Origin of the sequence: Actinoplanes oryzae, assembly GCF_030757795.1 — a bacterium.
Lineage (GTDB): Bacteria > Actinomycetota > Actinomycetes > Mycobacteriales > Micromonosporaceae > Actinoplanes.
The window spans coordinates 20,693-34,584 of sequence record NZ_JAUQWH010000093.1; the positions used below are offsets into that span (position 1 = coordinate 20,693).

The 13,892-nt window shown below is 74.2% G+C and carries 12 protein-coding genes and 1 riboswitch; of the genes, 7 read left to right on the plus strand and 5 right to left on the minus strand.

Annotated elements, in window-relative coordinates:
* Nucleotides 1-61: 61 nt before the first annotated feature.
* The 4 genes from RBH18_RS26690 to RBH18_RS26705 form a co-directional block, all read right to left on the minus strand.
* Nucleotides 62-841: an exodeoxyribonuclease III gene (locus tag RBH18_RS26690; protein ID WP_306212539.1), complete on the minus strand. Its 780-nt coding sequence runs from the start codon at nt 839-841 to the stop codon at nt 62-64.
* A gap of 56 nt (nt 842-897) precedes the next feature.
* Complete coding sequence (locus RBH18_RS26695; RefSeq protein WP_306212540.1) at nt 898-1,059, minus strand: hypothetical protein; 162 nt, start codon at nt 1,057-1,059, stop codon at nt 898-900.
* Nucleotides 1,060-1,263: 204 nt separating this feature from the next.
* Nucleotides 1,264-3,534 carry a putative bifunctional diguanylate cyclase/phosphodiesterase gene (locus tag RBH18_RS26700; protein ID WP_306212541.1) on the minus strand — a complete coding sequence of 757 codons (2,271 nt, stop codon included), beginning with the start codon at nt 3,532-3,534 and terminating at the stop codon, nt 1,264-1,266.
* A 23-nt stretch (nt 3,535-3,557) separates the two neighbouring features.
* Nucleotides 3,558-4,412 carry a universal stress protein gene (locus RBH18_RS26705; protein WP_306212542.1) on the minus strand — a complete coding sequence of 285 codons (855 nt, stop codon included), beginning with the start codon at nt 4,410-4,412 and terminating at the stop codon, nt 3,558-3,560.
* Nucleotides 4,413-4,591: 179 nt separating this feature from the next.
* Between RBH18_RS26705 and RBH18_RS26710 the strand changes: the two genes are divergently transcribed.
* The 6 genes from RBH18_RS26710 to RBH18_RS26735 all read left to right on the plus strand — a co-directional run bounded on the left by RBH18_RS26710 (nt 4,592) and on the right by RBH18_RS26735 (nt 12,196).
* Nucleotides 4,592-5,875, plus strand: coding sequence for a citrate synthase (locus RBH18_RS26710; RefSeq protein ID WP_306212543.1), 1,284 nt, complete (start codon nt 4,592-4,594; stop codon nt 5,873-5,875).
* Nucleotides 5,876-6,001: 126 nt separating this feature from the next.
* On the plus strand, nt 6,002-7,567 hold the full coding sequence (locus RBH18_RS26715) for a gluconokinase (RefSeq protein WP_306212544.1): 1,566 nt from the start codon (nt 6,002-6,004) through the stop codon (nt 7,565-7,567).
* A 67-nt stretch (nt 7,568-7,634) separates the two neighbouring features.
* Nucleotides 7,635-7,758, plus strand: a riboswitch (cobalamin riboswitch).
* 34 nt (nt 7,759-7,792) lie between these two features.
* The gene (locus tag RBH18_RS26720) at nt 7,793-9,853 is read left to right on the plus strand and encodes a VWA domain-containing protein (protein ID WP_306212545.1); all 2,061 of its coding nucleotides are present in this window, start codon (nt 7,793-7,795) and stop codon (nt 9,851-9,853) included.
* A complete protein-coding gene (cobO, locus tag RBH18_RS26725) occupies nt 9,853-10,455 on the plus strand; it encodes a cob(I)yrinic acid a,c-diamide adenosyltransferase (protein WP_306212546.1) in 603 nt (200 codons plus the stop codon). Before RBH18_RS26720 ends, cobO begins: the two co-directional genes overlap by 1 nt.
* Nucleotides 10,449-11,843, plus strand: coding sequence for a cobyrinate a,c-diamide synthase (locus RBH18_RS26730; RefSeq protein ID WP_306212547.1), 1,395 nt, complete (start codon nt 10,449-10,451; stop codon nt 11,841-11,843). Before cobO ends, RBH18_RS26730 begins: the two co-directional genes overlap by 7 nt.
* On the plus strand, nt 11,840-12,196 hold the full coding sequence (locus tag RBH18_RS26735) for a cobalamin biosynthesis protein (RefSeq protein ID WP_306212548.1): 357 nt from the start codon (nt 11,840-11,842) through the stop codon (nt 12,194-12,196). Before RBH18_RS26730 ends, RBH18_RS26735 begins: the two co-directional genes overlap by 4 nt.
* On the opposite strand, the gene RBH18_RS26740 is transcribed toward RBH18_RS26735, so the two are convergent.
* The gene (locus RBH18_RS26740; protein ID WP_306212549.1) at nt 12,169-12,795 is read right to left on the minus strand and encodes a sugar O-acetyltransferase; all 627 of its coding nucleotides are present in this window, start codon (nt 12,793-12,795) and stop codon (nt 12,169-12,171) included. The genes RBH18_RS26735 and RBH18_RS26740 overlap by 28 nt on opposite strands.
* 620 nt (nt 12,796-13,415) lie before the next feature.
* Here RBH18_RS26740 and RBH18_RS26745 point away from each other — a divergent pair.
* A complete protein-coding gene (locus RBH18_RS26745; protein WP_306212550.1) occupies nt 13,416-13,850 on the plus strand; it encodes a DUF6232 family protein in 435 nt (144 codons plus the stop codon).
* The last annotated feature ends 42 nt before the right edge of the window (nt 13,851-13,892 follow it).

Consider the following 13,892-nt stretch of genomic DNA (forward strand, 5'->3'; position numbering starts at 1 on the left):
GGTCTCCCCGCCGACAGGTAATCCTGCACAGCCTACGCGGGAATCCCGTGAACTGCCCGGCTCAGAAGGTGGATCCGGGAGCGAGATCGACCACGACGGGCGCGTGGTCGGAGGGGCCCTTGCCCTTGCGGGCCTCCCTGTCCACCAGCGCGTCCGTCACCGCGCCGGCCACGTCGGGGGTCGCGTAGACCAGGTCGATCCGCATGCCCTTGTTCTGGTGGAACATGCCGGCACGATAGTCCCAGTACGTGAACGGGTGATCACCCTTGAGCGGCCGGGGCAGCACGTCCACGTAGCCGAGGGCCAGCAGGTCCGCCAGCGCGGCCCGCTCGGGGGCGGTGACGTGCGTGGAGTTGACGAAGAGCCGCGGGTCCCACACGTCGTCGTCGGTGGGCGCCACGTTGAAGTCGCCGGTGACCACGGCGGGGCCCTTGCGCTCGGCCAGGTCGGCGCGCAGGGCGGAGAACCACTGCAGCTTGTACGCGTAGTGCGGGTCCTCGGGCGTCCGCCCGTTCGGCACGTACACGGAGGTGAAGCGGATCCCGCCGCACGTGGCGGAGACGGCCCGCGCCTCGGGACCGGGGTAGCCGGGCTCGCCGGGGAAGCCACGCTCGACGCCGGTCAGCCCGATCTTCGAGAGGATCGCCACACCGTTCCAGCGCCCCTGCCCGTACGCCGCGGTCTCATAGCCGAGCGCGGCCACCTCGGCCTCGGGGAACCCGTCCGCGGCGACCTTGGTCTCCTGCAGGCACAGCACGTCGGGCGCGCTCTGCTCCAGCCACTCGAGCAGCCGGGGGAGGCGGGCCTTGACGGAGTTCACGTTCCACGTGGCGAAGCGCATGCCTCCCAGGGTGCCCCATCACCGATGACCGGGCACGACCGGCACGCGGAGGTGGCTCAGGGGCGGCGCGCGGGTGCCGTGGGGCGGCGGTGGGCGCGCACCGGGACGGCGTCCGCGCGGGTGGCCGCGAGCAGGGCGGCGGCGAGGCCGGAGGCCAGCACGAGCAGAACGGCCACGAGCCAGATGGTCGCGCCTTCGGATCCGAGCAGTGTCTCCATGCAATCGCCTCCCTGGTGTTTCCCTCTGATCGGCAGCGCCGGGACCCATGCGAGGATCCCGGCCGTGCAAATATGCCGGACTCTCCGCGGGAAACGGAAGGGCTTGGGAAGACGTTTGTCACCGAATGGTGAAGATGGGGCTCCGGTGAACCCGAGGTGTCCACCAGGGGGCTACGGGCCGTAACGAACGGGGGCGCCGCAGCGTTAGGGCTGGTGCGTGGGGAGGCGGCGCTGAGTGCCCCAGTGCTGGGCGAAGTCGCCGGCCGGCACGCCCGGGCCCCAGAGCCAGCCCTGACCCTGGGTCACGCCCACGGCGGCGAGCGCGTCGCGCTGGGCGCGGGTCTCGACCCCCTCGGCGACGATGCTCAGGCCCAGCGCCCGGCTCATGGCGACCACGGCGCGGACGATCTCCTCGTCCTGCCCGGCGTCGCCGAGCCCGGCGACGAACGACCGGTCGATCTTGACCCCGGTGACCGGGAAGCGGCGCAGGTAGCCCAGGGCCGAGAAGCCGGTGCCGAAGTCGTCGACGAGCAGCTTGACGCCGAGCTCGCGCAGCTCGAAGAGGACCCGCGCGGCCACCCCGTCGCCGTCCACCATCACGGACTCGGTCATCTCCAGCGCGACGACCTCCGGCGGGAGGCCGAGCTCGCGCAGCTCCGCCGCGACCGTACGGGCCAGCGCGGGCTCCGACAACTGCCGCGGCGACACGTTGATCGACAGGTAGAAGTCCGGTCCGACGGTCCCGTCCGCGCGCCACCCGGCGAGGCGGCGCAACGCCTCCGTACGCACATAGGTCCCCAGCGCGTCGATCAGCCCGGCCTCCTCCGCGACCGGGATGAACGTCATCGGCGGGACGGGCCCCCGCTCGGGGTGCGTCCAGCGCACGAGCGCCTCGGCCCCGCACGGCTGTCCCGTGTCGAGCCGGACGATCGGCTGGTAGACCACGGTGAGCTGGTTCCCGGCAAGCGCGGCGCGCAGGGCGCCCTCCAGCTCGATGCGCTCGCGGACCTTGTCGTGCATCGACGTGTCGAAGACCGTGGAGCGGCCGGGGCCCTCGGACTTGGACCGGTACATCGCGGTGTCCGCGTCGCGCAGCAGCGCCTCGGCGGTCAGGGCCGGATCGCCGCCGCCGGGGGCGTGGGCCAGGCCGATCGACGCGGTGATGACGACCTCGGTGTCGAGCACGGGCACCGCCGTGGCGAAGCAGCCCTGGATCACGTCGACCAGCCGCAGCGCCCGGCGCTCGTCGCCGGCGAAGGCGACCAGGAACTCGTCGCCGCCGACCCGGGCGGGCTCCTCGACGCCGTGCAGGGCCGCGCGCAGCCGGCCCGCCACCTCGATGACGAGCTGGTCGCCGGCGTCGTGCCCCCACGAGTCGTTGACCCACTTGAAGCCGTCGAGGTCCAGGAACGCCACCCACACGCGCTCGGACCCGGTCGCCGGGGCCTCGGCGACGAGGCGCTCGACCGTACCCGTGAACATCCGGCGGTTGGGCAGGCCGGTGAGCGGGTCGTGGGTGGCCTGGTACTCGGAGTGCAGCTGGGCCTCGGCCTGCGCCCGCACCGCGGAGACGGCCCGGACCAGCAGCAGCACGACGATCGCCGCGCCGGTGCCGCCGATGAGCACGCGGTAGGTGGGGTACTGGCCGACGGTCAGCAGCAGCGCGAACGGCGTGAGCACCGCCGGGGCGACCAGCAGCATCCGGCGCCAGGACCACGCCTGCACCGGATAGCGGTCGCCGTGGCCGACCTCGGTGATCGACGGGTGCAGCAGGGCGGCGGCCATCAGCGTGTACGAGGCGAGGAACGGCACGTCGAGCAGCGGTGAGGCGTACGTCTGCCCGTCGACGCCGATGATCGCGTACCCGACGTCGCCGGCCATCAGCGCCACGATGGACGTCAGCAGCAGCACCAGGCTGGGCGGCCAGACGCGGGCGGTGAAGGTCAGGTTGACGGCCAGCGCCAGCAGCACGACGTCGAGCAGCGGGTAGAGCCCGGCGAGCGACGACTCGAGGAACGACCGGCCGGGCACGGCGACCGCGGGGGCCGCCAGCAGCAGCGCGCTCGCGAGACCGCCGGCGAGACAGACGATGAGCCCGTCGAGCGCGGCGTGCTGCTCCATGGCGCCGCGGGCGCGGACCAGCAGCGAGAAGAAGATGCCGAGGCACAGGTAGCCGGGCAGGGTCAGCGCGTCGGCCGCCAGCGGCTGGTCCGTGACGAACGGGCGCACCAGCGCGCCGGCGAGGAACAGCACCCCGGCGGCCGCGATGGCGTACCACGCGGCCCGCGGCCCGGCGCCGAAGCGGCGCGGACCCGTCAGGTACGCGGCCACCCCGCCCAGCCCGACGAGGACGAAGCAGGCGGCGTTCACCGCTTCGCTGACGTCGAGGACGTACACCACTGTCGCTGCCGCGCCGAGCACGGTGGCCCCGAGCCACGCGTACCGCCAGGAGCGCGGAGCAGCCGTCGCCCGCACCTCGCATCGCCCCCCGGCACAAGTCAGCTGATCAGTGCTCCCGTCGGCAACTTACCGTCCGGAACACCCGCCGTGGCAGCACTTCCGTGGACAAACACGGTCGGGCACGCGCCATGGCACAGCAGGTGCGCCGCGACGAGGCCGAGCAGCCCGGGGCTTTCCGTCCCCCGGGGGCCGATCAGCAGCATTCGGGCCCCACGCGACGCTCGTACCAGGGTGGCGGCGGGATCGCCGTGCAGCAGGCGGGTGCGGACCCGCGCGATCCCGGTCACCACGGCGGCCGCCTCGGCCAGCAGGCGACGGCCGTGCTCCGCCGCGGCCGCGTCCCCGGCAACGTGCACTAGTTCAAGAGCGATTCCCCGGCGTACGGCCTCCGCGCCCGCCACGCGCACGGCGAGCAGCGAGCTGGCCGAGCCGTCCACGGCGGCCAGCAGGGGGCCCGCCGGGGGCCGCACGCCCCGCGCCACGGCGACCGGGCACCGGGCCCGCGAGACCGTCTGCACGAGCACGGACTCCAGGGGCAGCCGCCGCAGGGTGGCCAGCCCGTCGTCGGCGAGCACGAGCAGCTCGGCCGCGCGGCTCTGGCGCAGCAGCTCGCGCACCGGGCTGCCCTCCAGGACCCGCCGGTCGACCCGGACGCCGGGCACCGACCGCACGGCCGTCAGCGCGGCGTCTCGCACCATCTGATTCGCAACCTGTCGCGCGCGGGCGAAATCCGGGGGATCATCGGAGGAGGCACCGGGCCAGGAGAAGGCGTGCACGATCCGCAGCGGCCGCCCGCGAGCGACCGCCTCACGGGCACCGAGCCGCGCCGCGGCCAGGCCCGCGGCCGTCCCGTTCACGGCTACGACAACAGGAGCAGGTTCCGGAGTCTGCATCGGTTTCACCGCCTCGCACCGCAACCATACGGTCACTGACGAAGATCTATGCTGTGACTGGGGGCACCTTTTCGTGATCTATTCCTCAGCGATCGACCGGCTGATGACCCGTTCAGCTTGAGGGTTTACGGTGAACGGCAGGTTATTCGCGACATCTGCCGGTGAAGTGAGGGAAATACATGACGGATGTCAAGCTCGACCACCCCGGTGGCCAACTCTCGCTGCCGGTCCGGCCGGCCGTGGAGGGTCCGGGTGGCATCGAGATCAGCGCCCTCCTGAAGGAGACCGGTTACGTCACCCTCGACCAGGGTTTCGTCAACACGGCCTCCTGCGCGTCGGCGATCACCTACATCGACGGTGACGCCGGCATCCTCCGATACCGAGGGTTTCCGATCGAGCAGCTCGCGGGCAAGGCTTCCTTCCTGGAAGTCTCCTACCTGCTCATCTACGACGCCCTCCCGACCCCCGCCCAGCTGGCGGAGTTCGCGGACAAGATCCGCGTCCACACGCTGCTGCAGGAGGAGATGCGGACCTTCTTCTCCGGCTTCCCGCGCGACGCCCACCCGATGGCCGTGCTGTCCTCGGCGGTGACCGCGCTCTCCACCTTCTACCAGGACGCGCTGGACCCGGCCGACCCCGAGCAGGTCGACATCTCCGGCATCCGGCTCATGGCGAAACTGCCGACCATCGCGGCGTACGCCTACAAGAAGAGCATCGGGCACCCGCTGCCCTACCCGGACAACTCGCTGGACTACGTCGAGAACTTCCTGCGCATGACGTTCGGGCTGCCCACCGTCGCGTACGAGGTGGACCCGAAGATCGCCAACATCCTCGACATGCTCTTCGTCCTGCACGCCGACCACGAGCAGAACTGCTCCACGTCGACCGTGCGCCTGGTCGGCTCGGCCGGCGCCAACCTCTACGCCTCGGTCGCCGGGGGCATCAACGCCCTCTCCGGCCCGCTGCACGGCGGCGCCAACTCGGCGGTCCTCGAGATGCTCGAGGGCATCCGCGCCGACGGCGGCGACGTCGACTCCTTCGTGCGCCGCGTCAAGGCGAAGGAGAAGGGCGTCAAGCTGATGGGCTTCGGCCACCGGGTCTACAAGAACTACGACCCGCGCGCCGCCATCGTCAAGAAGGCCGCCCAGGACGTCCTGTCCACCCTGGACGTGCAGGACCCGCTGCTGGACATCGCGTTCAAGCTCGAGGAGATCGCCCTCGCGGACGACTACTTCGTGAGCCGCAAGCTCTACCCGAACGTCGACTTCTACACCGGCCTGATCTACAAGGCGCTGGGCTTCCCGACCAAGATGTTCACGGTCCTGTTCGCCCTCGGCCGGCTCCCCGGCTGGATCGCGCAGTACAAGGAGCAGTCCGCCGACCCGGCCACGAAGATCGGCCGGCCGCGCCAGCTCTACACCGGCGAGGCCGAGCGTCAGTTCGTGCCCATCGGCGAGCGCTGACGCCGCCGGTTTTCTCCGCATTCAGCTTCGGCCGCCCGGCTCCCCGGGCGGCCGAAGCTGTTCCCGGGTTTCGCCCGCCGGGCGGTCCGGGCATGGTCTGGGGCACCGCGAGGCTGGAGGGGCTGCATGGACGTCGTCATCGGGATCGACACCGGGACCACCGCGACCAAGGGGGTGGCCGCGGGGGCGGACGGCTCCGTGCGGGCCGTGGTCAGCGTGCACTATCCGCTGTCGGTGCCCGGGCCCGGCCGCGCCGAGCTGGACGCGGCGCGGCTGCGCGACGCCGCCGTCGAGGCGCTGGTCAAGGTCGCCCAGGAGGTACGCGGGAAGGGCGACCACGTCCGCGCGGTGAGTCTCTCCGCCTTCCTGCACGGCCTCGCGCCCCTCAACGCCGACGGCAGCCCCCGGGGACCGTTGATCACGTGGGCGGACAACCGCTCGGCCGGGCAGGCGCGGGAGATCGGCGACGGCGGGCGGGGCAAGGAGCTGCAGGCCCGCACGGGTACGCCGGTGCACCCGATGGCGCCGCTGGCCAAGCTGGCGTGGTGGCGGTCGTCCGACCCGGCGACGCTGCGGGACACCCCGCGCTGGGGCGGCGTCAAGGAGGTCGTCCTCTCCGGGCTGGCCCGCGAGGGCTTCGTCGTCGACCTGTCGCTGGCCTCCGGCACGGGGCTCTACGGCCTCCACGAGCGGCGCTGGGATCCCGAGGCGCTGGACCTGGCCGGCGTACGCGCCGAGCAGCTGGCGGAGGTCGTCCCGACCACCACGGTCCTCGCCCTGCACCCCGACGTCGCCAAGGCCGCGGGACTGGCGCCGGACACGCCCCTGGTGATCGGTGCCGCCGACGGGCCGCTCGCGAACCTCGGCGTCGGGGCGACCCCGGCCGGCGTCGCCGCGGTGTCGCTGGGCACGAGCGGTGCCCTGCGTACGGTGGTGGACCGGCCGGTGGCCGACAAGGGCGGCCGGCTGTTCTGCTACGCGCTGACCGAGGACAGGTGGGTGCTCGGCGGGGCGATCAACAACGCCGGATCGGTCGTCCGCTGGGCCGGGCAGACGATGGCGGAGGGCTTCGACCGGCCGCCCGCCGAGGGCGAGGACGCCGACGTCCGCGACGCCGCCCTGCTCGTCGAGGCCGCGGGCGCACCGGCGGGCAGCGAGGGGCTGCTCTGCCTGCCGTACCTGCTGGGCGAGCGCGCCCCGTGGTGGAAGGGCGGCATGCGCGGGGCCTACCTGGGGCTGCGGCGCGAGCACGGGCGGGCCCACCTGGTCCGCGCGGCCGTCGAGGGGGTGTGCCAGCAGCTGGCGCTGGTCCGGGACACGTTCGCGGACGAGGGCATCGAGATGCGGGAGGTACGGGCCACCGGGGGCGCCGTCGCGTCCGAGCTCTGGACCGAGACGCTGGCGTCGGCGCTCGACCTGCCGGTGGCGATCGCGGACACGCCCGAGGGCACGGCGCTGGGCGCGGTCCTGCTCGGCTTCCATGCCCTCGGCGACCTGCCCGACCTGGACCGGGCCGCCGCGCTCGTCGACATCTCGGAGCACACCGCCCCCGACCCCGAGGACGCGGCACTGTACAAGCGGCTGCGGCCGTTGATCGAGCGGTCGGCGCTCGCGGTGACCGACGTGCTGACCGAGCTCGACCGGCTGGCCCCCGAGCCGCTGCCGAGCACGGAGAAGGCGGTGGGCGCGTAGCTCTCGTCCACGGCACGGCGTGGGGAAGGCCACGACGGCTCACGTTGACGGCGCGGGGGCGGGTGAGAAAGAGTGCTTGACGAGCGGTAGCGGAGGAACCCGGTGCGAGTCCGGGACGGTCCCGCCACTGTGACCGGGTGCTGGGAGGTGCCCGGGAGTCAGGAGACTCCGGCCGCTCGCACCGACCGAACGCGGGCGTGGACACCCGCCGAAAGGACTCTGGCCGTGACGCCGTACCCGTTCTCCGCCGTCGTCGGCCTCGACGATCTGCGCCTCGCCCTGCTGCTCACCGCCGTGTCGCCCGCCGTGGGCGGCGTGCTGGTGCGCGGTGAGAAGGGCACCGCCAAGAGCACCGTCGTGCGCGCGCTCGCCGCGCTGCTCCCCGAGGTCGACGTGGTGCGCGGCTGCCGCTTCGCCTGCGACCCCGCCGCGCCCGACCCCGGCTGCCCCGACGGCCCGCACGAGCCGGGCGCCCCGCACGGGCACCGGCCCGCCACGCTGGTCGAGCTGCCCGTCGGGGCCACCGAGGACCGCGTGGTGGGCACGCTCGACATCCAGCGCGCGCTCGCCGACGGCGTGAAGGCGTACGAGCCGGGTCTGCTCGCCGCCGCCCACCGCGGCGCGCTCTATGTCGACGAGGTCAACCTGCTGCCGGACCACCTCGTCGACCTGCTGCTCGACGCGGCCGCGATGGGCCGGGCGCACGTCGAGCGCGACGGCGTGTCGGTCAAGCACGCGGCCCGGTTCCTGCTGGTCGGCACCATGAACCCGGAGGAGGGCGAGCCGCGGCCCCAGCTGGTCGACCGGTTCGGCCTGGTGGTGACGGTCGCCGCGCCCCGCGACCCGGTGCAGCGGGCGGAGGTCGTGCGGCGCCGGCTGGCGTACGAGGCGGGGCCGGACGCGTTCGCGAGCCGGTTCGCGCGGGAGGAGGCCGCGCTGGCCGCCCGGATCGTCGCGGCGCGCTCGGCCGTACCGTCGGTCGTGCTGCCGGACGCCGAGCTGGACCGGATCGCCCGGATCTCCCTGGCCTACGGGGTCGACGGCATGCGCGCGGACATCGTCGTGGCCCGGTGCGCGGTGGCCCTGGCCGCCTGGCACGGCCGCACGACGGTGACCCGCGAGGACGTGCACGACGCGGCGCGGCTGGCGCTGCCGCACCGGCGGCGCAAGGACCCGCTCGACCCGCCGGGCACGGACGAGGAGCGCCTCGACGAGGCCCTCGCCCAGGCCGACGCGGACATGCCGCCGGACGACGATCCCGACGGCGGCCCCGAGAATCCCGATGGCGGCCCGCAGGACCCCGGCGGTGGCCCCGAGGGCCCCGGTGGCGGTCCGGACGGGCCCGGTTCCGGGGGTGCGCCGCCTTCTTCCGACGCGACGCCGCCTTCCTCGGATGCGACGCCGTCTTCTTCTCCTGAGGGCGACGCGGGCGACAAGTCGGAAAAGCCGGGCGGGCAGGGTGCCGCGGCGCCGGCCGGAGCGGTCTTCCGGACCCGCGCGCTGACGATCGCCGCCCGGGGCGAGGGCGGCCACGCGGGCCGGCGGTCCCCGGCCTTCGCCCGGCGGGGGCGGGTGGTCGGCTCGCGGGTGCCGCTGGGCAAGCTGCGGGGCGCACCGCATCTGCCCGCGACGCTGCGTGCCGCCGTGCACCGGGCCGCCGGCTCCACGGCGGACGGCTCGGCCCCGGGCTTCGTGCAGCCGCGTGACCTGCGGGAGGCCGTCCACGTCGGACGCGAGGCCAACCTCGTGCTGTTCGTGGTGGACGCGTCCGGCTCGATGGCGGCCCGCAAGCGGATGACCGTGGTGAAGACCGCCGTGCTGTCGCTGCTGCGGGACGCCTACCAGCGGCGGGACCGGATCGGCATGATCACGTTCCGGGGGCGCGAGGCCGAGCAGGTGCTTCCGCCCACGTCGAGCCACGAGGTCGGGGTGCTGCGGCTGGCCGCCCTGCGCACCGGGGGGCGTACCCCGCTGGCGGCGGGCCTGCGCACCGCGGCCGCGACCATCGCGACCGAGCGCCGGCGGGACCCGCGCCGCAGGCCGCTGCTCGTCGTCGTCACGGACGGGCGCGCCACCAGCGGCCCCGACCCGGTGACCGTCGCGCCCGCGCTGGCCGGCGTGTCCACCGTGGTCGTCGACTGCGAGTCCGGGCCGGTGCGGCTGGGCCTGGCCCGGCGGCTGGCCGCGGCGCTCGGCGCGGACGTGATGCCGCTCGACGCGCTGAGCGCCGCCGGAACGATCGATCCGGCCGGTCGCCCGGCCGCCGCCCGGGGGAGGGCCGCCTGATGCCGCAGGGCAAGGTCACCACGGTTCCCGACGACGGGCTCACCACGCGGCAGCGCCGCCGGCAGGCCGTGCTCGCCGTCCACACCGGACACGGCAAGGGCAAGTCGACGGCCGCGTTCGGGATGGCGCTGCGGGCGTGGAACGCGGGCTGGCCCGTGGGCGTGTTCCAGTTCGTCAAGTCCGAGAAGTGGCGGGTCGGCGAGGAGTCGGCGCTCAAGGCGCTCGGCGAGTTCCCCGGCGGCGCGCCGGTCGCGTGGCACAAGATGGGCGAGGGCTGGTCCTGGATCCAGCGCGCCGGCACCGAGCGCGACCACGCCGCCGAGGCCGCCGAGGGCTGGGCCCAGATCAAGCGCGACCTGGCGGCCGAGAGCTACGGCTTCTACGTGCTCGACGAGTTCACCTACCCGATGAAGTGGGGCTGGGTCGACGTCGCCGACGTGGTCGCGACGCTGCGCGCCCGGCCCGGCACCCAGCACGTCGTGATCACCGGCCGCGACGCGCACCCCGACCTGCTCGAGGCGGCCGACCTGGTGACCGAGATGACCAAGGTCAAGCATCCGATGGACGCGGGGCGCAAGGGCCAGCGGGGCATCGAATGGTGAACATCCCGCGGATCGTGATCGCCGCGCCCGCCTCCGGGCACGGCAAGACGACGGTGGCGACGGGCCTGCTGGCGGCGTTCGCCCGGCGCGGCCTGGCCGTCGCGCCGTTCAAGGTCGGGCCGGACTACATCGACCCCGGCTACCACGCGCTGGCCGCCGGGCGCCCCGGCCGCAACCTCGACCCGGTGCTGGTCGGCGAGGAGCTGATCGGGCCGCTGTTCGCGCACGGCTCGGCCGGCACGAGCCTGGCGATCGTCGAGGGCGTGATGGGCCTCTACGACGGGCGGGTCGGCGGCGGCGACACGGGCTCCACCGCGCAGGTCGCCGGCCTGCTCGGCGCCCCGGTCGTCCTGGTGGTCAACGCGGCGGCGCAGGGCCGGTCGGTCGCGGCGCTGGTGCACGGCTTCCGCAGCTTCGGCGACGTCCGCATCGGGGGCGTGATCCTCAACCAGGTCGGCTCGGACCGCCACGAGGCCCTGCTCCGCGAGGCGTGCGAGGAGGTCGGCACCCCGGTCCTCGGGGCGATGCGCCGCGCCACCGCCGTCGAGGCGCCCTCCCGCCACCTCGGCCTGGTCCCCGCCGCCGAGCGCCGCGCCGAGGCCCTCGCCTCGGTGGACGCCCTCGCCGCGCTGGTCGAGTCCTCCGTGGACCTCGCCGAGGTGATGGCGCTGGCCCGCTCGGCCCCGCCCCTCACCGCCACGGCCTGGTCCCCGGCGGCGGACACCCCGGTGCCCGGCCGCCCGGTGGTCGCGCTCGCCGGCGGTCCGGCGTTCACCTTCGCGTACGCCGAGACGGCCGAGCTGCTCACCGGAGCCGGCGCCGACGTCGTGGTCGTCGACCCGCTGCGCGACGAGTCGCTCCCCGAGGGCACGCGCGCGCTGGTCGTCGGCGGCGGCTTCCCCGAGGTGTACGCGGCGGAGCTCTCCGCGAACGAACCCCTGCGCGCCGCCGTCGCCGCACACGCGTCCCGCGGCCTCCCGATCGCGGCCGAGTGCGCGGGCCTGCTCTGGCTGTGCAGCACCCTGGACGGCAAGCCGATGTGCGGAGTCCTCGACGCCGACGCGGCCATGACCCCGTCGCTGACCCTCGGCTACCGGGACGCGGTGGCGCTCTCGGACAGCCCCCTCTTCCCGGCGGGCTCCCGGGCGACCGGCCACGAGTTCCACCGCACGATGGTGCACCCCCGTTCCGGGCTGCTTCTCGAGCCGGCCGGGGGAGCGGCGTGGGCGTGGCGCGGGGCCGACCCGGAAGGGTTCGCGACGCCCCAGCTCCACGCGTCCTACCTGCACCTGCACTGGGCCGCCGACTCCGCGATCGCCCACCGCCTGGTGTCGGCCGCCGCGTCGGCCGATCCGGTCCCGTCCGTCGCGGTGTCACCCGGCTCGTGACTGTGGCTCTGGGCATCGGCGCGCGCTCGTCGGTGTCGCCGTCGCAGCTCGACCAGGCGGCTGCGGCGGCCCTGGCGGTCGCCCCGGCGACGGTGATCGCCACGCTCGATCGCCGGGGGGCCGTGGTCCGGGGGCTGGCCGAGCGGCTCGGACTGCCGCTCGTGATGTTCAGCGCCGCCGACCTGTCGGAGGTGTCCACCCCGAACACTGTGCGGCTGACCGGGGCCCCGAGCGTCGCCGAGGCCGCGGCCCTGCTCGCCGCGGGCCCCGGCGCCCGGCTGCTGCTGCCGAAGACGATCCACGCCGGCGTGGCGGTGGCCGTCGCTCAGCTCAGATCGCGGGGCGGGCGGTAGGCCCACCGGCGGTCGGCGTCGGTGATCGGCCGCCGGACGCGCGCGGGCACCCCGGCCACGACCACGTCCGGCGGCACGTTGCCCGTGACCACCGCGCCCGCGCCGACCACCGAGCCGCGCCCGATCGTCACGCCCGGGAGCAGGATCGCGCCCGCCCCGATCCACACGTCGTCCTCGATCACCACGGGCGCCGAGAACTGCGTACCGTCGGAGCGCAGCTCAGGATGCACGGGATGCCCGGTCGCCGTGATCGTCACGTTCGGCGCGAGCATGACCCGGTCCCCGATGCGCACCTCGACGTCGTCGACCACGGTGAGCCCGAAGTTGACGTAGACGTCGTCGCCGAGGAAGAGATTGGTGCCGTACGCCACCCGCAACGGCGGCTCGATCCACACCCGCTCGCCCACGCCCCCGAGCAGCTCCCGCAGCAACCGCTCGCGCTCCGCCGCCTCCCGGGGCCGCGTCGCGTTGTAGTCGTGCACCAGCTCCTTGCCCCGGATCCGCTCCTCCTCGAGCGCCTCCAGCCCGGGCGCCCCGTCCCGGTACAGCTCGTGCGCAGCCATCCGGCGCCGGACTTCCCGCTCCGCCTCGTTGATCATGCTCCGACCGTACCGGCCGGTCGTGCCCTCCCTGCCGCCATCGGATGCCGCGCACCGATACGCTCCGGCGTCGCGCCGACATGCCCGGCGGCGTTGCGACACGACCAGCGATGCTGCGACAGGTGCCGACGGTGCTGCGCCGGCCGCCTGCCCGGCTTGCCGCGCTGGACCGCCTGCCCGTAGTGCGCCCGATCGCGCGGGCAGCGGAGAGCCGACCCCGCCCGGCTGGTGTGGTGACCGGGTCCCCTGCCGCCCGCCCGTCACCTTCCGCATCGTGCCCCGGGACGAGCGGCGGTCGCCCCGGAACCTGCTGGACAGCCGCTGCGAGCATGGGAGGAGATGAGTGAGTGGGCGCCGAATCCGGCCGAATGCGCAGATGGCGGGCCACACCGACGGCGGTACGGCAATCTGCGGTGTAGCTAGTACGTCCGATCGGCCCCATACTGAGGACAAGTCGCGACCGGGGCACGCAGACAAAGGAGGCGACACCCAGGTGGAGCTGGGCGCCGCCTCCGGGCATCCGCCCCCCGCGGAGAGGGGAGGGAACACGCCCGTGCAGACGACATCCTTCTCCTCTTCTCCGGGCCGGTGCAAGCCCCGCCCGGAGGGAGGTGAACGAAATGACGGTCTACTACCGAGGGCCGGACCCCCGGAGGCCGCAGCTGGTCATCACCGGCCGCCTCGTCAAGGTGCGCGTACCGGGTGGCTGGCGCGTCTGGGTGATCTCCGAGCTGCACGACCTCGGCGTGGTCCACCGCCGCCCGGGCCACGAGCGCATCATGTCCGCCGCCGGCGGCTCGGTGATCCTCGTCGCCCTGGCGGCCCGTCACCTGCACGGCTGGCCGGTGCTGGCCGTCGTGGTGATTCTCCTGCTCAGTCTCGTGATCGCCGCGGCGGAGCACCGCAGCACCCGCCGCCGGGCGCCCGCGCAGCTGTGCGCGAGCTACCGGGGTGCCGAGGTGGTCGTGGTCGAGCTTCCCCGCCGGGATCTGGACATGGCGTGCCGAGGCCTGATCCGCGCGATCGAGCACAGACAGGACACAACTGGTAAGTAACCCCACCAAAGGCAGCGCCGACCCGCCGATCTTGCGGTACGG